The 19,558-nt window shown below is 41.2% G+C and carries 20 protein-coding genes and 1 pseudogene; 9 read left to right on the top strand and 12 right to left on the bottom strand.

Features of this window, described 5'->3' with window-relative positions; all coding sequences use genetic code 11:
- Positions 1–665 precede the first annotated feature (665 nt).
- Together ACE1CI_RS20425 and ACE1CI_RS20420 are read left to right on the top strand one after the other, a co-directional pair.
- Complete coding sequence (locus ACE1CI_RS20425) at positions 666–1,634, top strand: chemotaxis response regulator protein-glutamate methylesterase (RefSeq protein ID WP_459563976.1); 969 nt, start codon at positions 666–668, stop codon at positions 1,632–1,634.
- Positions 1,635–2,236: 602 nt separating this feature from the next.
- Positions 2,237–4,918, top strand: coding sequence for a COR domain-containing protein (locus ACE1CI_RS20420; protein WP_413261154.1), 2,682 nt, complete (start codon positions 2,237–2,239; stop codon positions 4,916–4,918).
- Between the two features lie 83 nt (positions 4,919–5,001).
- Here the strand turns inward: ACE1CI_RS20420 and ACE1CI_RS20415 are convergent, their stop codons facing one another.
- The 3 genes from ACE1CI_RS20415 to ACE1CI_RS20405 all read right to left on the bottom strand — a co-directional run bounded on the left by ACE1CI_RS20415 (position 5,002) and on the right by ACE1CI_RS20405 (position 5,702).
- Positions 5,002–5,235 carry a type II toxin-antitoxin system HicB family antitoxin gene (locus tag ACE1CI_RS20415; protein WP_413261155.1) on the bottom strand — a complete coding sequence of 78 codons (234 nt, stop codon included), beginning with the start codon at positions 5,233–5,235 and terminating at the stop codon, positions 5,002–5,004.
- Positions 5,235–5,471 (bottom strand): type II toxin-antitoxin system HicA family toxin, encoded by a 237-nt coding sequence (locus ACE1CI_RS20410; protein ID WP_413261156.1) that lies wholly within the window; start codon positions 5,469–5,471, stop codon positions 5,235–5,237. Before ACE1CI_RS20410 ends, ACE1CI_RS20415 begins: the two co-directional genes overlap by 1 nt.
- An 84-nt stretch (positions 5,472–5,555) precedes the next feature.
- Positions 5,556–5,702, bottom strand: a complete 147-nt coding sequence (locus ACE1CI_RS20405; protein ID WP_413261157.1) for a hypothetical protein — start codon at positions 5,700–5,702, stop codon at positions 5,556–5,558.
- A 62-nt stretch (positions 5,703–5,764) separates the two neighbouring features.
- On the opposite strand from ACE1CI_RS20405, the gene ACE1CI_RS20400 reads away from it, so the two are divergent.
- Positions 5,765–5,992, top strand: a complete 228-nt coding sequence (locus tag ACE1CI_RS20400; protein ID WP_413261158.1) for a hypothetical protein — start codon at positions 5,765–5,767, stop codon at positions 5,990–5,992.
- Entirely contained in the window at positions 5,989–6,270 is a 282-nt protein-coding gene (locus tag ACE1CI_RS20395; RefSeq protein WP_413261159.1) for a type II toxin-antitoxin system RelE/ParE family toxin, read from the top strand. Before ACE1CI_RS20400 ends, ACE1CI_RS20395 begins: the two co-directional genes overlap by 4 nt.
- 101 nt (positions 6,271–6,371) lie before the next feature.
- Here the strand turns inward: ACE1CI_RS20395 and ACE1CI_RS20390 are convergent, their stop codons facing one another.
- A complete protein-coding gene (locus tag ACE1CI_RS20390) occupies positions 6,372–6,851 on the bottom strand; it encodes a GNAT family N-acetyltransferase (protein WP_496615651.1) in 480 nt (159 codons plus the stop codon).
- Between the two features lie 84 nt (positions 6,852–6,935).
- On the opposite strand from ACE1CI_RS20390, the pseudogene ACE1CI_RS20385 reads away from it, so the two are divergent.
- Positions 6,936–7,256: pseudogene (locus tag ACE1CI_RS20385) on the top strand (Uma2 family endonuclease); the annotation flags it as partial.
- On the opposite strand, the gene ACE1CI_RS20380 reads toward ACE1CI_RS20385, so the two are convergent.
- Both ACE1CI_RS20380 and ACE1CI_RS20375 read right to left on the bottom strand, forming a co-directional pair.
- Positions 7,140–7,556: a Uma2 family endonuclease gene (locus ACE1CI_RS20380; protein ID WP_459563975.1), complete on the bottom strand. Its 417-nt coding sequence runs from the start codon at positions 7,554–7,556 to the stop codon at positions 7,140–7,142. The pseudogene ACE1CI_RS20385 and the gene ACE1CI_RS20380 overlap by 117 nt on opposite strands.
- A gap of 111 nt (positions 7,557–7,667) precedes the next feature.
- Positions 7,668–8,801: a geranylgeranyl reductase family protein gene (locus tag ACE1CI_RS20375; RefSeq protein WP_413261161.1), complete on the bottom strand. Its 1,134-nt coding sequence runs from the start codon at positions 8,799–8,801 to the stop codon at positions 7,668–7,670.
- 485 nt (positions 8,802–9,286) lie between these two features.
- Here ACE1CI_RS20375 and ACE1CI_RS20370 point away from each other — a divergent pair, with 485 nt between their 5' ends.
- Positions 9,287–9,466 carry a family 2 glycosyl transferase gene (locus ACE1CI_RS20370; protein WP_413261162.1) on the top strand — a complete coding sequence of 60 codons (180 nt, stop codon included), beginning with the start codon at positions 9,287–9,289 and terminating at the stop codon, positions 9,464–9,466.
- A gap of 119 nt (positions 9,467–9,585) precedes the next feature.
- Here ACE1CI_RS20370 and frr read toward each other — a convergent pair whose 3' ends face one another.
- Together frr and pyrH are read right to left on the bottom strand one after the other, a co-directional pair.
- Entirely contained in the window at positions 9,586–10,134 is a 549-nt protein-coding gene (frr, locus tag ACE1CI_RS20365) for a ribosome recycling factor (RefSeq protein ID WP_413261163.1), read from the bottom strand.
- Positions 10,121–10,849, bottom strand: a complete 729-nt coding sequence (gene pyrH / locus ACE1CI_RS20360; RefSeq protein WP_413261164.1) for a UMP kinase — start codon at positions 10,847–10,849, stop codon at positions 10,121–10,123. The genes frr and pyrH overlap by 14 nt, the downstream gene beginning before the upstream one ends.
- A gap of 133 nt (positions 10,850–10,982) precedes the next feature.
- Between pyrH and ACE1CI_RS20355 the strand changes: the two genes are divergently transcribed.
- Positions 10,983–11,879, top strand: a complete 897-nt coding sequence (locus ACE1CI_RS20355) for an alpha/beta fold hydrolase (RefSeq protein ID WP_413261165.1) — start codon at positions 10,983–10,985, stop codon at positions 11,877–11,879.
- A 129-nt stretch (positions 11,880–12,008) separates the two neighbouring features.
- On the opposite strand, the gene ACE1CI_RS20350 is transcribed toward ACE1CI_RS20355, so the two are convergent.
- From ACE1CI_RS20350 to ACE1CI_RS20340, 3 genes are all read right to left on the bottom strand, one after another.
- Positions 12,009–13,415, bottom strand: a complete 1,407-nt coding sequence (locus ACE1CI_RS20350) for an LCP family protein (protein WP_413261166.1) — start codon at positions 13,413–13,415, stop codon at positions 12,009–12,011.
- A 212-nt stretch (positions 13,416–13,627) separates the two neighbouring features.
- Positions 13,628–14,002, bottom strand: coding sequence for a hypothetical protein (locus ACE1CI_RS20345; RefSeq protein WP_413261167.1), 375 nt, complete (start codon positions 14,000–14,002; stop codon positions 13,628–13,630).
- A gap of 266 nt (positions 14,003–14,268) precedes the next feature.
- A complete protein-coding gene (locus ACE1CI_RS20340) occupies positions 14,269–15,858 on the bottom strand; it encodes a S8 family serine peptidase (protein WP_413261168.1) in 1,590 nt (529 codons plus the stop codon).
- 187 nt (positions 15,859–16,045) lie between these two features.
- Here ACE1CI_RS20340 and rpe point away from each other — a divergent pair, with 187 nt between their 5' ends.
- A complete protein-coding gene (gene rpe / locus ACE1CI_RS20335; RefSeq protein WP_413261169.1) occupies positions 16,046–16,747 on the top strand; it encodes a ribulose-phosphate 3-epimerase in 702 nt (233 codons plus the stop codon).
- Positions 16,748–17,001: 254 nt separating this feature from the next.
- Here the strand turns inward: rpe and ACE1CI_RS20330 are convergent, their stop codons facing one another.
- Positions 17,002–18,057 (bottom strand): hypothetical protein, encoded by a 1,056-nt coding sequence (locus tag ACE1CI_RS20330; protein ID WP_413261170.1) that lies wholly within the window; start codon positions 18,055–18,057, stop codon positions 17,002–17,004.
- Between the two features lie 513 nt (positions 18,058–18,570).
- Here ACE1CI_RS20330 and ACE1CI_RS20325 point away from each other — a divergent pair.
- Entirely contained in the window at positions 18,571–19,509 is a 939-nt protein-coding gene (locus tag ACE1CI_RS20325) for a PEP-CTERM sorting domain-containing protein (protein WP_413261171.1), read from the top strand.
- Positions 19,510–19,558: the final 49 nt, after the last annotated feature.

The following is a 19,558-nucleotide window of genomic DNA, read 5'->3' as shown; positions in this document are numbered from 1 at the left end:
CATTGCCGTCAATATCACTGCTCTTTATGACCTTTGACTGCTCAGGTTGTTAGTATGGTTTGACAAGTAATGGCTAAATTACCGTGAGTATTTGTGGCAGATTTAAACAAGTAACTAGTATTTTTTCGGATGACGTTTAGCGATCGGATTCTCAATTTACTGTTAATTTAATTCTCTAAGCTAAGTAACCTAAGAGCTTGCCTTAGACGCAAAAATGTTTTTTCAAAAAATAAAACAATTGCGTCTATTTAGGAGAAAAAAAGAGATTCCATATTGTGAAGTTATGGTATTGTTAGATATAGATAAATATCTTATCTACTAATGGCAGGAGAGCCATAAATGTCAAGTTACCTTATTTAAATGCTGAACAGCTGAAAATTTATATTATAAAAATCTCTCATGCAATGTTCATTGATTAAGAGACTTTTGATAGTCTTTGTGACGATCGCATTTACGATCGGTTTATCGTCAATAAATCACTCTTCAGCAACTCAAACCACTCAAGCGACTCCAGCTATTCCAGCAGCTACCGGGAACCAACCAAAGACTTGTGTAGTGGGAGTTTATTTGACATCCATAGGGGACTTTAACCCGGCAGAAAAGTCGTTTGCGGCGACTTTCTGGATTTGGAGTGTCTGTCCAACCAGTGATTTGAAACCTTTGAAATCATTGGAAGTTATCAAGTTCCAGAATACAAAGTTGCTTGGGTAGCGAAGGATGGCGCAGAAGCAGTTACCCGATGTCGCAACGATCCGCCAGATTTGGTATTAATGGATTTGATCATGCCTAATATGGATGGCGTAGAAGCGACAAAGCAGATTATGCAGCAGTCGCCCTGTGCAATTTTAATCGTCACTGCTGATGTGGAACGTAATGCCGGAAAAGTCTTTGAAGCAATGGGTTACGGTGCGTTGGATGCTGTAAATACGCCTGTTTTTGGAATGAAAGGTAATGTGCCAACTGAACAGCCACTTTTAGCTAAAATTACTACGATTCGCAAATTAATCAAACCAACGACTACCATCCAGTCACGCGCAACAGTTTCCTCAGTTTCGCAACCTGCAAGCGTACCTTTAACTGTACCAGAATTGATTGCGATCGGTTCTTCTACAGGTGGCCCGAAAGTGTTAGCAACTATCCTCTCGCGGTTGCCTGCTAATTTCCGCTGTGCGATCGTGATTGTACAGCACGTCGATCGACAATTTGCTAGTGGATTAGTAGATTGGTTGGCACAACAAACTCCGTTAAAGGTAAAATTGGCTGCTGTAGGCGATCGACCTGAAAAAGGAATAGTTTTAGTTGCTGGAACGAACGATCATTTAAGCTTGCGTCCCGACTTAAGTTTACACTATATTAAAGAGCCAGTTAATTATCCTTACCGCCCCTCAGTAGATGTATTTTTCAAAAGTTTAGCTACACATTGGAAACGCAAAGCAACTGCTGTTTTATTAACAGGAATGGGAAGAGATGGCGGAGAAGGTTTATCAATTTTACGCCGTGCAGGATGGCATACGATCGCCCAAGATGAACAAAGTTGTGTAGTTTATGGAATGCCCAAAGCAGCTGTGGAATTAGGTGCTGCGATCGAAATTCTCAATCCCGAAGAAATTGCCAAGAAGCTGTTAGTTATTTAAGAGAATTGGCAATTAATTGGTATTTTTAGGGCGAAAAATTTCTGCTAACTCCTCTTTCGCTTAAAAGGCAACGTAAATCGAAGCTCAATAGTAGAATTTTCAGACATCAATCTCATTCCATAATTCAGATATAGGGAAAGTTTGCCTTGCTTTTGTTTGGCGAAGTGAATCCTTTAAGTCTTCCAAAATTTTGGTTCAATAAAATGTATCAACCGCTACTTTGTACACCAAACATCCGGGAGAGCCAGGTTGTTCCTGGTAAGTTGTGTATGGTATCCAACTACGACTTCATAACCTGAACTAGTTTTTTAAGGGAGATTTCATAACATATTCTACCTTTGTCTCTATTCTGGAAAGTTTAATGTTCACTACAAATCTTGTAACTTTTACCCATTAACCTTTACAGCCGTTTTATCCTGATCTCCTTGACTCTCTTATAAGCCAAATCTATCACATCTTTTACGGAAGAGCCATGTTCGCAATGAAGATTAGATTAAGTAGGGTTGGTCAGCGGGTTAACATTTGTGATGAGTGTAAAAATCTGATGTCTGATGCACGCTACAACTGCCATTTAAAGATATTTAGTGACGGGTAACTGAAAAATGATTAGTGACGAGATTCGCCAAAGAATTCAACAGGTTAAGGAACAACGCCTCACTGAATTAGATTTGAGGAGTTCATGGAACACACCTGATGAGGAAAAATTAACCGAAATTCCGACCGAGGTGTTTGAGTTGGAGTGGTTGGAAAAGTTGAATTTAACTAACAACAAACTAAGAAGCGTACCAGAAGGAATCACTCATCTTACCAATTTATCCGTACTTGATTTATGTCTCAACCAACTAACAAGCGTACCAGAATCCATCACCCGTCTCACCAATTTATCCGTACTTTATCTAACTGACAACCAACTAAAAAGTGTACCAGAATCGCTCACCCGTCTCATCAATTTATCCGAACTTTATTTGATGGGCAACCGACTAACAAGCGTACCAGAAACTATCACTCGTCTCACCAATTTATCCAAACTTGCTTTAGGTTACAATCAACTAACAAGCGTACCAGAAGCTATCACTCGTCTCACCAATTTATCCGTACTTGATTTAAGACGAAACCAACTAACAAGCGTACCAGAAGCTATCACCCGTTTCACCAATTTATCCGTACTTGATTTAAGACGAAACCAACTAACAAGCGTACCAGAAGCTATCACCCGTCTCACCAATTTATCCGTACTTTATTTAAGTGACAACCAACTAACAAGCGTACCAGAAGCTATCACCCGTCTCACCAATTTATCCATACTTGATTTAAGTGACAACCCCCTCGAAGATCCCCCACTTGAAATTGCCAAACAAGGTATTAACGCTATCCGCGAATACTTCCGTCAAAAGCAAGCAGGACAAGACACCCTTTACGAAGCCAAATTAATCATTATTGGCGAAGGAGGAGCGGGAAAAACTACCCTCGCCAGAAAAATCCAAAATCCTAATTCACCCTTACCAAAACCAGATGAATCAACCCAAGGCGTTGACGTGCAACAATGGCATTTTCCCCTCGAAAATGGCTCAGACTTTCGCGTAAATATTTGGGACTTTGGCGGACAGGAAATTTACCACGCCACCCACCAATTTTTCCTCACCAAACGTTCCCTCTATCTCTTAGTAGCCGATAGTCGAAAAGAACACCCCCATCTCGACTATTGGTTAAATGTGGTAGAACTATTGAGTGATAGTAGTCCCCTCATAATTATTAAAAACGAAATTAACGATCGACCCGTCCGAATTGATGAATCCCAACTGCGGGGACGGTTTGAAAATTTCAAAGCCAGCTTTGCCACTAATTTTGGCACTCAGCGAAGCAGAGAGGAAGTAGAAAATATTATCAAATCCATCAAGTATCATATTAGCCAACTTCCCCACATTGGCAATAAATTCCCCAAAACTTGGACAAAAATCCGCCACATCTTAGAACAGGATAACCGCAATTATATTACCCTCGATGAATATTTCCAGATCTGCAACAACAATGGCGTTACGGTAAGTCGAGAAAACCCCGTAGATGGACGCTTAACACTCAGTCAATTTTTACACGATTTGGGTATAATTCTCCACTTCCAAGACGACAAAAAATCCTTATTATATAAAACGATAATTCTTAAACCCAACTGGGGAACCGATGCGGTTTATAAAGTCCTCGATAGCAATACAGTCAAGCGAAATTTAGGGCAATTTACGGATAGAGATCTCAGCCAAATTTGGCAAGATTCCCAATACAAGAATATGCAGGGTGAATTATTAGAATTGATGATGAAATTCAAACTCTGCTATCCCCTGAATAACAGAAAAGATGTTTATATTGCTCCCCAATTATTAGATTCCAATCCACCCGAATACCAATGGAATCCCAGCGATAACTTATTTCTGCGTTATGAATATGACTTTATGCCCAAAGGCATTTTAACCCGCTTCATTGTCGAAATGCACCACTATATTGACGAACCGAAAGTCTGGCGCAGTGGCGTAATTTTAAAACGGGATCATACCTTTGCTGAACTTATCGAAACTTACGACAGGCGCGAAATTAAGATTCGCTTATCTGGAACAAACAAACGCGGATTTTTAGAAGTAATTGCCGATAAATTAGACGAAATTCATCGTAGTTACGAACGATTGAAAGTTAAAAAGATGATTCCCTGTAATTGTTCCGCCTGTAAAGATAGCCAAAATCCTCATTTTTACAATCTTGAGAAATTACGCCAATACCTAGCTCACAACGAACAAATGATTAAATGTGACGAACCGCCCTTTAAAGAAGTTAACGTTCTTAGTTTAATTGATGATACAATTGGGAAAGACAAGCTGACAGAACGGGAATCAAATAGTATTTATAACATTTCAGGCTCACAAGTTCAAATAAATCAAGTTTCAGGCTCACAAGCTCAAATAAATCAAGGAACAAGTGCAATGGAAGAAAATCAAAACAAACCGATTAGAGTTAAAAGTGCGTGGGCGAATGGCTCATTTTATCTCTTCGTTTTTGTGGTTGTAGTAGCAGGAATAGGCTTTTTAGGAAATCAATTAGCATTCCCGGCTTTTTGTGTAGTGGTGATAAGTGGCATTTTATTTGTTCCCATCATTGGTGCATTACAACTTAAGCAGGATGAACGCTTACAAGATGAGAGTTTTTTAGAATTAATGAAAATGGTTATAGGTCAATTACCGTTAATTGGCGATGTTTTAGGTAAGGTTTTAAATCCAAGTAATAAATCTGAGAATGAGTAAGGTATGTAGTTGGGCTTTAGCCCTCTTATTAAACCTGGCTTAAGAGGGCTAAAGCCCAACTACGTACCTTTAGATTCGCACTATCAAGCAGAATAGGCTTTTTTACGCGCAGGCGCAACGGGAATTTCTTTTCCCTTTTCTTGATAATCTTCTTTCACCAATTCCCAAGCTTCTTTCAATTCCTCCAAAGCTTGTTGAGGCGTATCACCGAAAGCGGAGATATTAGGCATTTCTTGCAAATGCGCTAACCAATCTCCTTGTTCATCAACGTATAAATTAATCGTAAATCCATCAAAATTATAGCCATTTAAACTCATTATTCTTCTACCTCTTGATATTCAAAAAATTGCTGAACTTGATAGACTTTTGCTTTCCCATCTTTGCGGGGTTGAATTGGTAAAGGTTGACCTTTCGGTGAATACCATAACCGATGGCTACCTTTTTGGCGACTAAACACCCATCCATTCTGGCTTAGGAGAGTTTCAAATTCATCAAAAGTAAGGTTTTCTGGGCTATTTTTAGCTTTCTCCCATAGCTTTTCTTTTTTGCTCATAATATTATTATAATCGGTATAAAATCACAAAAAGCTAAATGTAAAGCTTTAATCGAAGTATCAGCATCCAAATGTAACAGAGGACTAGACATTGTAAGTTGATTCCAAAGCTACTTCAGATGCGATCGCTAAAGTTTGTACCCGTACACCAGTCCCTTTTACGATCGGTACTGACAAACCGCTAGCACCACGATGATAAGTAATGTTAGGAAATGCCGGATTGTTATTCATTGACAACTTTAGAAAATTTCCTCTAAAATTAGATTGAATAATACCAACTTAATATAAAAACCATGACAGAACCAAATGTCAAAACCTCAACTTTTCAGCAAGCAATTGACGTTATAGAAGCTTTATCTTTGGAAGACCAGGAGATTCTGATAGATATTATCCAAAAACGCATCAAAGAACAAAAAAGAAAACAACTGTTGCAAGATATCGCTGAAGTTGAAGCTGAGTATGCAGAAGGAAACGTAAAATTCGGGACAGTGGATGATTTCTTAGCGGAGTTAGACAAGTGAAAAAAATAACTTGGACTCCTAAATCAATCCGCAATTTTAAGAGTTTAGTTCGTCGAAATCCACAACTGCGACTTCTGATAGAGGAAACTTTACGAATACTAGCTTCAGATCCATTTTCCCCTACTTTGCGGACTCATAAACTTCAAGGGGACTTATCTAATGTATGGTCTTGTTCCATTGACTATAATTATCGTATTCTGTTTAAATTTGTCGAAGATTCCGATGGAGAAAATGCAATTTTATTAATCAAAATTGGCGACCACGATGAAGTTTATTAGATGACTCTTTTGTAGTATTTACTGGAAATGCGTTGGCGTAGCCTGCCATGATTAAAAGTAAGGGTCATTTTTCCAGTTGTCTTTGTCATATTCCCCGTGAGTTAAAACGTATTTAAATTTAATCCCATCTCATTAGTAGGTAAAAAACCTAAAGCTGAGTAGACAGGTTTTCCTGATGGTGAAGCGTGTAAAATAGCTCTCGTACAGTCTTTAGATTTAAGATATTCTAACGCCTTATTGGTTAGATGTTTGGCGATTCCTTGACGGCGATATTCGGGTTCAACATACACTCCCCAAATATAGCCATACTTGCGATATTCTGCGGTCAGAATATGAGGATATAAACCTGAAAATAACTGACAGCCTACCGAACCAACAACTCGCCCATTTAATTCTGCCACAAAAGCTTGATAGCTGAGTTCTTGGCGAGCGCGATCGATAAATTCCAGCGTAATTTTCAGCCAGTCAGACTCGATAAAATTAGCCGAAACATCATTATCTCGCCACAATTGATAAAAATGTTCGGCAATCAGAGTATCTTCCGCTAGCAAAGCTTCTCTTATATACAATACATTCTCCAAAAGCCAAAAACCTCTCTTCGATCGTTGGATTAATTTTACTGGGTTTCTTGCTCACTTATTTATCCCGACAGCGATGGTCAACCAATGTCAGATAATACTAAACAATTCCGCTGGATTGTCACTATCAAAGAAAACTTAGAAATTTTGTTTGCTAATAATCCAGAAGTATTTGTTGCAGGGGATTTGCTTTGGTATCCAGTTGAAGGTGACAATAAAACCCGTGTAGCACCTGATGCAATGGTAGTGTTTGGTAGACCGAAAGGAGACAGAGGTTCCTACAAACAATGGTTAGAAAATAACATTCCTCCCCAAGTGGTGTTTGAAATTTTGTCTCCAAGCAACACAATCAAAGAAATGTCCAAAAAAATGCTCTTTTATCAACAGTATGGAGTAGAAGAATATTATTGTTAAAGCCTCCCATCTTTCATTACTTACCCAACTCACATCAGGAGAACGAACCGCACCATTAGGCAAAGTAAAACCTGTGGATGAGTCAAAACCAATACCCAGTCCTGTTTGTTGTATCCAGACACCAAGTTGGGCAACGAGACCAAAATTTTGCTTACCTGTCCAAGGATATGTCGGTGGCATAATAATAATTTCTCCGGTAGTGGTACGTTCTAGCCGTAAGTCTTGATTTGCTTGGCAGAGTTCGATAAAACCTTGAGCATCAAGATGAGGAATAGTTAGTACGATCGCATCCATAAGCCACCAAAGAAAACTATTAAATTCGCCACCTTAATTTTAGATACCAAAGCGAGATCCCCGACTTCTCCAAGAAGTCGGGGATCTATGGGGATCTATTTACCTCAATTTTTAACGTCCCATTCCCGGAATTAAACCAGAACTTAAGCGTTTTACTGCTTTACCAGCAACATCGCTATAACGCTGTTCTCCGCACAAGATTTTCACCATTGTTTGAGTTGCAGCTGGACGCTTCACACCAATGTTGTAAGCTACTTTGGGCACACGGTAAAATACACCCGCTAAACGTTGCGCCCACACCATATCACTGCCCCATTCTTGGTTCACAATTTCACTGTATTCTTCTAGGGCATTGATATTGCCGCCAATAGCTTGATCGATCGCCTCCGCTGCTTTCACCCCAGTAAAAATTGACGGACGAATGCCTTCAGCAGTAAACGGATCGACCACACAAGCAGCTTCCCCAGCTAACAAAGCATTTTGGGTATGCAATTTTTGATGACCATCCCACAAAGCTAGAGGATGACCAAATTGCTTACAGCTTTTCACATCCACACCGAAAAGTGTGCCGTATTCCGACAGAATACCCTTAAAATCTTGCTGTTCGCCGCCTTGGAACGTTCCAACACCGATCGAATAACCGTTTGCTTTCGGAAAGTTCCAGATGTAGCCATTCTTCACCATCCCGAACTCAAAATGAATTTTCGGTTCCGCTTCTACCGGATTAGTTGTTTCTGCCTCTAGGGCCCCAGCTAAACGTCTTTTCCGTTCCTTAAAGCCCAACCATTTCCCCATTGGCCCTTTTGCACCATCGGCAGCAATCAGGTAGCGACCTTCCACTGGGCCATTAGCCGTGTTTACTTGCCAGCGATCGCTTTTAAATTCAATTCCCGTTACTTCAGTATTATCACGTAGTTCTGCGCCCTGTTTTTGTGCTTGTTGAACCAGAAAATGGTCGAAGATATCCCGACGTACCATCCAGATAGCTTCCGAACCTTCAATTTTTGCCTCCACAGGATCTTCCATTTTCCATGTGTAGCAAAGCGTACTTACTCTTAAGGAAATTGCCGGAGCAAAATCAAAATCAAACCATTGTGCGATCGCCGGAGAAACGCCACCACCACAAGGTTTGTACCGAGGTAGGCTTTCCTTTTCCAAAATTAAAACCGACCTACCACGCTTTGCTAAATGATACGCCGCAGTTCCACCTGCTGGGCCAGCACCGACAATAATGCAATCAAACATAGCGCAAAAATTAGCTCCTCAATTAGCTAGGGATATGAATTTTGACCAACTTCCCAGGTCATCCTCTCGATCGGAGTTTAACAGGATTTTATTTGTGATTGCCACTTTATTTACTTAAACATCTTGAGGGATAGTTTCTACATAATTCGCATTTTTTCTGATTCTCCTAGAAATTACTGAACGTGAATAACAGGGCTTTGTATCCAGGAAGGGTGAGACCCTCTGTAATTTCAAATAGAATATAATTACTTACTTATACTGATTACAAATTTTCTGTGAAGAGCCTAGTATTGGTTATAAAGTTTTTGTAAAGCAAGGAGTTAATAGTTGATTGATTCGCTCAAAAAAATCGCCTTGACTCAAAAAAAAAGCATTTAAACAATTTAAATTTCAAATTTCAAAATCGGGCAACTAACTATTGATAAACAGATAAAATTGCTCGAACCCTCCCCTGCCCCCCTGCCCCTTTATTTGAGGATAAAAAGATGACTTGGGACGTTTGTATTCGCTACTCCAACGGAAAGGAAAAAGTACTCCGCTCTTACAGAAATCGGGAAAAAGCTCTGCGTTGTGTAGATGCAATATACAACACCTGGGGCTATCCACTACACTTAGCTTATATTGTGCGTGCAGGTGATGCCCAACAGATGTTTCAGACCGCCTAGTGCCAGAAAGCCCCAAGGAAAGAAGGGATGTACACTCAGCTTTTCCAGTTGTTTTTAACTGTATAGTTATTTCTGCTCCAAAGGCACTAGCTCTAATTGTTAGTAGCTAGGAAGTGGCCTTAGACTGTGGTAATATCTTTCTCCTTCTCTTTGAGTAATTCTTCAACTTTGGCAATATATTTGTCAGTCAATTTCTGAACTTTATCTTGGTTATCTTTAGCTTCATCCTCAGATAATTCGCCACTCTTTTCTTGCTTACGAATCGAATCAACAGCATCGCGCCGGATATTGCGAATCGAGACTTTGCCTTCTTCAGCGTATTTAGCAGCTAACTTGACCAATTCTTTGCGGCGATCGCTTGTCAGTGGTGGAATATTCAAGCGAATTAGCGAACCATCATTATTAGGAGTCAAGCCAATATCTGACAGAGAAATAGCTTTTTCAATCAGATTCAAACTTGAGCGATCGAAAGGTTGAATAGTAATCGTACTAGCATCGGGAGTATTGATACTCGCCAGAGATTTTAAAGCTGTTGGTGCGCCGTAATACTCAACCATCACTTTATCCAAAAGCGAAGCATTAGCGCGTCCAGTGCGGATGGTGTTGAAAGATCGTTGAGTTGCTTCAACAGCCTTGTGCATGTGGTCTTCAACTTCAGGTAACTTCATATAATCCTCCCACGATGGTACCGATTTGTTCTCCTGTCACAGCCCGACGAATATTTCCCCGAACCCCCAGGTCAAATACAATAATCGGAATATTGTTTTCTTTACAAAGGGCGATCGCAGTACTATCCATCACTCGTAGGTCTTGAGTCAAAACGTGAGTGTAGTTCAAAGTATGATAGCGACGAGCTTGAGGATTGATATATGGATCTGAATCGTAAATCCCGTCAACTTTAGTGGCTTTAAAAATCACATCAGCATTGATTTCCGCTGCTCTGAGGGCAGCTGTAGTATCAGTAGTGAAGAAAGGATTTCCCGAACCTGCACCAAAAATCACCACTCGTCCTTTTTCCAAGTGACGAATAGCGCGTCTACGGATATAAGGTTCTGCGACTTCCTGCATCGCGATCGCACTTTGCACCCGCGTTGGGACATTAATCTGTTCCAACGCATCCTGCAAAGTCATCGCATTCATCACCGTAGCAATCATGCCAATATAATCTGCTGTGGCCCGATCCATGCCTCGTGCCGCCCCTTTCACGCCTCGAAAGATGTTGCCACCACCGACGACAATCGCTACTTGTACCCCTGTGCTGACGACTTCTGCCACTTCAGAGGCGATTTCCTGAACGACTTGGGGATCGATGCCATAGCCGAGATCGCCCATGAGGGCTTCACCGCTCAGCTTCAGTAAAATCCGCTGGTATGCTGTACCCATGAAATGACTTATGGTTGCAATTAAAAATAGTATCCAATTAAAGATAACAGCACAAGTGACATTTTGGGTGTGAAGTATTTATGTAATTGAAGTGTTCACAATAGAGAAAGTGACTGCTTTGTGAAATAATTTCATGACTAGCTCTATTTCCAGAAAAACTGCTACAACTCAAACTTGGACTTGGCGAGGTTTTCCCATCTGTTACCAAGCACAAGGCAACTACGGGCCTGCTATGGTTTTAGTACATGGATTTGGGGCTTCTTGGGCGCATTGGCGGCAAAATATTCCCGAACTGGCGCAAAATGCGCGAGTTTTTGCCATTGACTTAATTGGTTTTGGGGGTTCGGCGAAACCTGCGCCGGGAAAGGAAATAAACTATACTTTTGAAACTTGGGCGCAGCAAATCGGTGATTTTTGTCGAGAAGTGGTAGGTGAACCAGCTTTTTTGGTAGGAAATTCGATCGGCTGTATAGTAGCAATGCAAGCGGCTGTAGACTTTCCCGAAATGGTTAAAGGGGTAGCACTGCTCAATTGTTCTTTACGATTGTTGCACGATCGCAAACGCGCCACCCTACCCTGGCACCGTCGTTCTGGTGCTCCCATTGTCCAAAAAATCTTAGCATTCAGATTAATCGGGCAATTATTCTTTAGTCAAATCGCCAAACCAAAAGTAGTCAGGAAAATTCTCCTGCAAGCTTACAAACGTCCCGAAGCAGTCACCGACGAACTAGTAGATATGTTAATGGCACCAGCCTTAGATCCCGGCGCAGTAGATGTATTTTTAGCATTTACTCGCTATTCTACAGGGCCATTACCAGAAGATTTGTTACCAATTTTGCCTTGTTCTGCAATAATTTTATGGGGAACAGATGACCCTTGGGAACCGATCGATCTAGGAAGAGAATTAGCCAAATTCCCCCAAGTAGAAAAGTTTATTCCTTTAGAAGGTTTAGGTCATTGTCCCCAAGATGAAGCGCCAGAAGTAGTCAATCCAATTTTAATTGATTGGATTTGCCAAAAAACCAATTGATTGTCATCGCTCGTTTGTTCATTGTCATTGGTCATTGGTCATTTGTTATTCCTCATTTCTGATTGGGATAATTTTTTATTGACCAATGACCAATAACCAATAACCAATGACCAATGACCAATCAGTAAATTACTGAGATGATTTTTGTTGTTGTACCCAATCTGTGCCAATAAAAATAGTAATATCGGAGTTGAGGTAGCCAGTACTTTCTACACGCACTTCACCAAATTCCAATGCTTGACGTATAGCTTCAGCTGCTTTGCTATCGCCTTTTTGAGCGACAATGCGTGTTTCGCCCAAAGTTTCTGTCCAAGGTTCAGTAACTTTAACATTTCGATAGCCAGCTTTTCGCAACTTTCTTACTAAAGCATTCACTGAATCTGTATTACCCGTGCTGTCTTTAATAGCTATTTTTACACTAGTAAAATCACTCTGGCGACTAGTTTTTGATTCAGATTCATTAGGAGGATCTAAATATTGACTAACTAATTGAGAAATTGCTCTGCGATTAGGCAACCAATAGCTAGCATCATATTCTCCTTCGTTACTAAACTCTCCTGGTACTAATAACATTTGAGCATCAGAACGATTCATTTTCACACCAAAACCTACTAAGGCAACTAATTCTTCAACGGATAGGTTAGTGTCAATGTGAGATTGAATTACCCGGAGAATTTCTGGTAATCTAGCTAAAGTTACGGGATTAAGAGCTTGTTCCATTAATGCTCTCATGACCATTTGTTGCCGTTGTACTCGACCAATATCTCCGAGTTTGTCTTGGCGGAAGCGGAGCAAGTTTTGGGTTTGAGCACCGTCGAGGTGTTGTTTTCCGGCTTTGAAATTGATGTAAAGGTGTTGGGTTTGGTCGGTATATTTCATGTCGTAAGGTACATGAATAGTGACACCACCTAAAGCATCGATCAGTTTTTCTACCCCTTGGACGTTGATGCGGACATAGCGATCGATCCTAATACCTCCGAGTAGATTGCTCACAGTTTTCGCACTCAGCGCCGGACCACCATGAACATTAGCCGCATTAATTTTAGTGACACCTACTCCTTCTACAAAAGTGCGCGTATCACGAGGTACAGAAAGGATAATTAGCTTTTTGGTTTGCGGATTAAACCGCAATAAAAGCATCGTATCGGATAAACCTTCAAAAGAGTTGAGTACAGGTTCGTATCCTCCCAAAGCTGGGTCTGGTTTTTCTCCCAAATCTGAAGGTAAAACTTTAATTCCCAGAACTAAAATATTTACAGGTCGGGTTAACTCTGGCAACTTGAGGTTAGTTGTAGAGATGTTGCCGCTCGAAAATACCGCTGCTTCTTCTGGGCTCAGACGAGTCTGCATTAACGGTGTTGTCGAAAGCGATACTGCCAGCAAAGCTCCTGCGGTTGCCGACAGCATTGCTACACCAGTTAAGCTAAATCCTAGCCATAGCCAACGTAGCTGACTAATTTTAGATGGCTGTGAGCCAATGTTCTGGACAGTTTCTTGCCTTTGAGAGAATAAATTGGAAATTTTTGTAGTTGGCACTAGCTTCCTCACACACGAAAAATTGGCTGTCTTTAAAGTTACTCACACCTGACGATGGAAATAATCATACAAGTATCTACTACTGGGGAGTGCAAAGCTCCGGGTTATAAATTTTATCAGTAGTAGTTTGAGGTAGAGTAGCGATAGGTGCTACACACAGGCAACGCCAACGCATAATCCCGATCGTGATTTTCAAATTGTTAGGTTGGACATTAAGGTAGATATTTACGAACTACCCGTTTGGAGATGCGTGTAATCCCAGGTAAGCGCAAAGATTGGCGCTGCCACAACCGGAACATTAACCAAGTACTCACCACAAAGTAACCAGAAGTAAATAAGCTATTGGTTACTAACAGAGGCAGTTTCCAGGATTCAGTTGTATCTGCTCCGGCTGCCAATAAAATGTAACCCAAGAGCCAAGCAAAAGCTAGAGTGACAGATAATCTACTTGCTGCCATTTCCTCTCGACTACCTTGGCGGCAGTACAATGTCCAAAGGGACGGAAAAACGCCAAACACAGGTATTAAGTACAAAAACAACTTTAATTGCTTCAAGTCAGAATTTTCAAAAGGATTAGTTTTTCTCATATTTTTGGTGATTAGTGATTAGGGGTTGGGGGTTAGGGGTTGGGGGTTAGGGGTTGGGGGTTGGGGAGGTCGGGAGGTGGGGGGGTAGGGAGGTCGGGAGGTGGGGGGGTGGGGAGGTCGGGAGGTGGGGAGAGTTCTTAGCTTCGTTTTTTGAGTTTTGAGTTAAACTTCCCCATCCCCCCATCCCCCCATCCCCCCATCCCCCCATCTCCCCATCCCCCCATCTCCCCATCCCCCCATCTCCCCATCTCCCCATCTCCCCATCTCTACTTAGCGGGTACAGTCCACCAAGCTAGGGCGTAGGATTGAGTAGGTTCGTTGACTTGTTTGCGGTTTTGGACGCGAATTTTGTAACGACCTGTTTTAGGTATGGGACAGAAGATGTGTTCTGTGCTATCAGTTTCGCTGATGGAAGCGCAGGTGTAGGCGGTGGTGTCGTTACTGTCAGCGGGGATGAGGAAAAGGTCGAGGTTGTTTAAACCTTGGTCTTTAAAAGTTTCCCCAATATCATATTGCCCATTTTTGTTGGTATCGTTTAACTGGACTAAACGATTCCACACTAAAGTTAAAGAAACGTAGCTTCCTTGTTGTAAGGGTTTTTCTAGTACGTAGTCTACAGAGGCGTTAGTGTCTACTTTGTGGTAATCCCAACCTATTTCGGGGATATTTTGGGATGGTTTCCACTGTCCGCCTTTAAATTGTTGATAGGCGCGGTAAGCGTTCAGCTGACCTGTACCCATTTGCATATCTAGGGGAATTTTGGCATCTTTGTAAGCGTCGGATTCTAGCCAAGTCCGGTTGCCTTTGTCGGTGATGGTTTTACCCATGCCCAAGAGTAAACCGTCGCCTTTGTCTTTGAGTTTGTCGGTGGAGTTTAGTAATACAGCTTTGGTGACTTGGTGACGACGGGAGTCGAGACTCCAGTTAGGTTGTTTGGTACGCAGTTGGCGATCGCCAAATTCTTGCAACAAAGCTACTGTGGCAGTAACATGAGGTGTTGCTAAACTGGTGCCGCTCACTTTTTGGACTGTGCCTTCAATACTCAATACGTTAATATCATGTCCGGGTGCGACTAAACCAATGGCACGCCGAGGGCCTAAGTTAATTTCTCTTCCCGCCAGACGACGCACAATGCCAGCAGCACTATCCCCAATGTTGGCAAAGTCTACTTTAGAAAAAACTCCTTTGACACGCTTGGTAAAGGCGACGTTAATGCCGTTAAAGTTATCTGTGGGAATGGGAATGCCGCCTCGTCCTTGATTTCCAGCAATTAAGTAAAGTACATCATGCGTCTGAGCAGACCAGTCGATACACTGAGTTAACAGGGCATTACCATCTAAAACTGCTTGGGGACGGGGATCTCTTTCTAATGATTCGCCAAAACTGAAGTTAATCGCACGGAGATCTCCGCCATTCTGTTGGGCGAGATATTGGGAGGCGAGACATTCTTCTGGTTGTCCGCCTTTGTCCATTGAACCAATAGCCGAAGAATACAATCTTGCCCCAGGCGCAACACCGGGAAATGCTTTGGCGTTACTAATCATCATTCCCGCAACGCTGTAGGCGTGGGGATCTACATCAGTATCAGTTTTTGCTGGATTGTCGCGCCAGAATACTCGCGTTACTTGAACTAATGTGGGATTTCGATTTGCTGCTTTGTCTATGCCGAAGAGTCCGGGACGACCGATTTCTACTTGTCCGATCGCAATTTTCCGACCAATCAAATTGTAGGGATCGCTCTGAAGCCGGATCGCATCAATACCAGTTTCTCCAATTGAGGAGCCGTCTAAGGCTAGGGCTGTGACACTTATGCAGCTAGCACTTAAACCGAAAATAATCCACGCCTTTTTTTTCATCTGTTGCCGCACCAACAAGTCTATGTAATTTTAGATTTTAGATTTTAGATTTTGGATTTGCTCTACTTTGTGGGTGCAGGATTGGGAAGTAAGACGCAAACATCAAAAATTGGGCAACTAGATGAGAGTTTGTCACATTTTGTTAAAATGCTTACAACGCAGGACGCTCCGAGAGGATTTTTCACAGATGACCCAAACGCACAAGCCAATTGTTGTTGCTCCCTCAATCTTATCAGCGGATTTTAGCCGTCTGGGAGAGGAGATTCGCGCCGTAGATGCTGCTGGCGCTGATTGGATTCACGTTGATGTGATGGATGGTCGGTTTGTTCCGAATATTACGATCGGTCCATTAATTGTGGAGGCGGTTCGCCCACATACCCAAAAGCCTTTGGATGTGCATTTGATGATTGTGGAACCGGAAAAGTATGTAGAACAGTTTGCTAAGGCGGGTGCTGATATTATCTCGGTTCACGCTGAACATAATGCTTCTCCGCATTTGCACCGCACTTTGGGTCAAATTAAAGAGTTAGGTAAGCAAGCTGGTGTGGTTCTTAATCCTTCGACTCCTTTAGAGTTAATTGAATATGTGCTGGATCTTTGCGATTTGGTACTGATTATGAGTGTTAACCCTGGTTTTGGTGGTCAAAGTTTTATTCCGGGTGTGATTCCCAAAATTCAAAAGTTACGTCAAATGTGTGATGAACGGGGTTTAGATCCTTGGATTGAGGTTGATGGTGGTTTGAAGGGTAATAATACATGGCAGGTTTTGGAAGCTGGGGCGAATGCGATCGTTGCTGGTTCTGCTGTGTTTAATGCCAAGGATTATGCTGAAGCGATTTCTGGGATTCGCAATAGTAAGCGTCCGACTCCTGAATTAGCAAAGGTTTAAGTTTTAACTTAAAAAATCAATAGTTAAAAATTTTCTAGTTTTGGCTAGCTGTCGAGAAATTGCAGCTAGCTTTTTATTATCAAGTTTCGCTAAATTTGGCTAGTTTGGCTCTCCGGTACTAAGTAGGTAGATCTAAATAAAGTAAAACAAGGGCGGGCAAGATGCCCACCCCACAAGAAAGCTGAAAATCTTGTGGGGTGGGCATCTTGCCCGACCCATTGATAGATAACTATTTTCACTTTATTTATTTACACCTACTTAGCTGTAATTAGATTAATCAAAAAATCATATATTGGCTTCAGCAGTTTATCAGTTTGAGATTTAAAAAAATCCCTATATATAGAAGCTGTATTTCTGAGCGCATTTCCTAGCATGGCTGTTTTATATTTATTTTTAGGAAAAGTGCTAAACCAAAGGACATCATGTTGAGTGGCTATCAAAAATTTCGTAAAAACGAATTCTTCAATTTCTTTAATTTCTTTTTCTAATCCAACCAACTCATTATAAAAATTTGGATAATCATCACATAGTTCAAGATAAGCTAAGTTTAGTTGTTGCTTAGATATTTGGTGACGGGTATTTCTTCTGATGCTTTGAAGCTGTTTCCATAAATAGTCTCTGGTCTTAATTATATCAAAATGTTCAGCTAAAACTTCGCTGGTTTTGACAAAACAAGGCTGAATATCTTCATAATACAACAAATAAAGCTCTATTAATCCTTGGAGTTGAGCTTGAGTTTTAGCAGCACCACTTCTAAGCTTAAAAGTTGCTATTTTCGAGTTGTCTGCTCGATTGACCTGTTCTAGTTTTCCTTCTAATTCTTGAATTTTTAGGTTAGCTTCTTCTAGCAAGGATTCTAATTCTTGAACTTTTTGGTAGAGATTAGAGGGGCTGTTATAATTTTCCTCAGATTTGATTTTTTCTGGTTGACGACGCTGCCATTCCCGATCGAATTGTTGCAGGTTCAATTCTTTATTTTTTCGTTCATGCCAAAGCTTGAGTGTAAAATGCCACTGTTCTGACCCTCTTTTATTGAGACGATGATCTTCGAGAATTCCTAAAAAATGTTCAAGGCGTTTGAGCGCTTCCTTTATTTGTACTTTTGTTAACCGACTACCGGGGACTAAAGTTGTCAATACTTCAAGGCATCTCACGTTAGTGTGGACAATCAGCCAGTTCTCTGTCTGCCAATTGGCCTTAATTTGGAGATATTCTATACTCTCCAGTTCCTTGTTGGCGTAAGCCAGGATTACTGCTAGAAGGCGTTTAGTTTGCTTTTTAGCTAGTGGGCCATAGCTAGTTCTTGGCATTGATGGTTTCTCACAATTCTCAGAGTGTTTGTTAAGTTACGTCAGATGAGGAGCAATATCAATCCGCTCAGAGCGACCTTTTTCCTCCCCTGCTCCCTTTTTCCTGCTTTTCTTAACAGCTAACTTTCTAGTTAATCCTGATAGCCTTGTTTACCCTGATGATTTCGAGATTGGGAGCAGCATTTACAGGTTCGTCGATGCTTTGGTTCCCTGTCGGTCTTGAATGTTAGCTGGATGTAATCTCATGATATTAAGGATGACTTTGTATTGTCATCAGTAAGATCAAATGCGATCGCTCCTCACTTTATGAAACTTTACAAATCCGCTCTAAAAAGTTAGGGGAATTACCTAACTCGTGCAATTACCCTAACTAGCTCTACAGAGATTAGACAAGGGTTCTAGCTGCTAGAGATTGCTGTTTGCTTGAGGGAAATTCCCTCAATTATTTTAATGGGTAGTCACTCAAAGTTAGTAACTAGGTCAAATTAAAAAATTGAAAAGGAGAAACTCAAAATGAAGGATAAACACCATAGTGCATTTAATCTAAAAAAATCAGTCTTGGCAACCACAATTTTTTTCCCGTTGCTGACAATTACAACGTTATTATCAGGACATCCTAGCCAAGCTTTTACCCTGAATAACTCTGAGGGTAAAATAGAATTTTCCTCAAATAGTCTGGAAGCTTCCTCGCCCATCCCAGTATTTGGTAATAGATTACCAAATGAACTTCGGAGTCCCGGTCGAGATTATCCCACAATGGCTATAGACTTTGAGCCGCCTGCTCAAACGAATACAGGGGTTCTTCAACCACCTCTAAGCGATGTCTGGAACGATCCTCTTCATCGTGGTACTGCAAGCATAAGCCTTCAGGCTATTACTTTTCCCACGCTTGCAGGAATAATTTGGGACAATCTCGAACTTACGGACTTTGTTGGCGATCAATTAGCTGCTCGTAACTCATCTTATGGGAAAGCAACTTTTACAACCACCGTATCTGGACTTTACAACACTTTTGAATTTCTCAATGTAGATGGATCTATCGATCTTAGTCAGCCAGATGCGTGGGTTGTCGGTTCTTTAAAAGCTAAGATTAATGGAGTAGATATAGACCCTATAGTATTTGGTTTTGATGGCGCTGGTAGAGGTAGAAAAGACTTCATTACAGCAAATACTGTGGCTATTATGTCTGCTGGAATGGATAGTTTTTCCACTCAAGGGTTTAGCTGGTTTGATACTCCTGGATTTCTTAAAGAAGGAGATGCAGTTACTATAGAAGGTACTTTTACTTGTGCTGCATATAACGGAACGTGCAATCCAAAAAATTTCGGATTTAGAAACCAACAAGTTCCCGAACCATCAACAATTCTGGGCTTAGGCATAGTTACGGGATTTGCAGCGTTGCTCAAGAAAGCTACCTCAAAAAAACAACCCTATCAATCTTTTAGTAATTGAAATAGGAATAAGCAAAAATAGCGATCGCCTATCCCATTTTGAAGGAATC

Source organism: Floridaenema flaviceps BLCC-F50 (assembly GCF_041929275.2).
Taxonomy (GTDB): Bacteria; Cyanobacteriota; Cyanobacteriia; order Cyanobacteriales; family Aerosakkonemataceae; genus Floridanema; species Floridanema flaviceps.
Note: the sequence above shows the minus strand (reverse complement) of the source record. Positions and strands in the feature narration are given on the sequence as shown.

Excerpts from the sequence above, each read along its gene's own strand:
- ACE1CI_RS20420 (WP_413261154.1), top strand. The coding sequence starts at position 2,237 with ATGATTAGTGACGAGATTCGCCAAAGAATTCAACAGGTTAAGGAACAA.
- ACE1CI_RS20415 (WP_413261155.1), bottom strand. The coding sequence starts at position 5,235 with ATGAGTTTAAATGGCTATAATTTTGATGGATTTACGATTAATTTATAC.
- ACE1CI_RS20410 (WP_413261156.1), bottom strand. The coding sequence starts at position 5,471 with ATGAGCAAAAAAGAAAAGCTATGGGAGAAAGCTAAAAATAGCCCAGAA.
- ACE1CI_RS20405 (WP_413261157.1), bottom strand. The coding sequence starts at position 5,702 with ATGAATAACAATCCGGCATTTCCTAACATTACTTATCATCGTGGTGCT.
- ACE1CI_RS20400 (WP_413261158.1), top strand. The coding sequence starts at position 5,765 with ATGACAGAACCAAATGTCAAAACCTCAACTTTTCAGCAAGCAATTGAC.
- ACE1CI_RS20380 (WP_459563975.1), bottom strand. The coding sequence starts at position 7,556 with ATGGATGCGATCGTACTAACTATTCCTCATCTTGATGCTCAAGGTTTT.
- ACE1CI_RS20375 (WP_413261161.1), bottom strand. The coding sequence starts at position 8,801 with ATGTTTGATTGCATTATTGTCGGTGCTGGCCCAGCAGGTGGAACTGCG.
- ACE1CI_RS20370 (WP_413261162.1), top strand. The coding sequence starts at position 9,287 with ATGACTTGGGACGTTTGTATTCGCTACTCCAACGGAAAGGAAAAAGTA.
- frr (WP_413261163.1), bottom strand. The coding sequence starts at position 10,134 with ATGAAGTTACCTGAAGTTGAAGACCACATGCACAAGGCTGTTGAAGCA.
- pyrH (WP_413261164.1), bottom strand. The coding sequence starts at position 10,849 with ATGGGTACAGCATACCAGCGGATTTTACTGAAGCTGAGCGGTGAAGCC.
- ACE1CI_RS20355 (WP_413261165.1), top strand. The coding sequence starts at position 10,983 with ATGACTAGCTCTATTTCCAGAAAAACTGCTACAACTCAAACTTGGACT.
- ACE1CI_RS20345 (WP_413261167.1), bottom strand. The coding sequence starts at position 14,002 with ATGAGAAAAACTAATCCTTTTGAAAATTCTGACTTGAAGCAATTAAAG.
- ACE1CI_RS20340 (WP_413261168.1), bottom strand. The coding sequence starts at position 15,858 with ATGAAAAAAAAGGCGTGGATTATTTTCGGTTTAAGTGCTAGCTGCATA.
- rpe (WP_413261169.1), top strand. The coding sequence starts at position 16,046 with ATGACCCAAACGCACAAGCCAATTGTTGTTGCTCCCTCAATCTTATCA.
- ACE1CI_RS20330 (WP_413261170.1), bottom strand. The coding sequence starts at position 18,057 with ATGCCAAGAACTAGCTATGGCCCACTAGCTAAAAAGCAAACTAAACGC.
- ACE1CI_RS20325 (WP_413261171.1), top strand. The coding sequence starts at position 18,571 with ATGAAGGATAAACACCATAGTGCATTTAATCTAAAAAAATCAGTCTTG.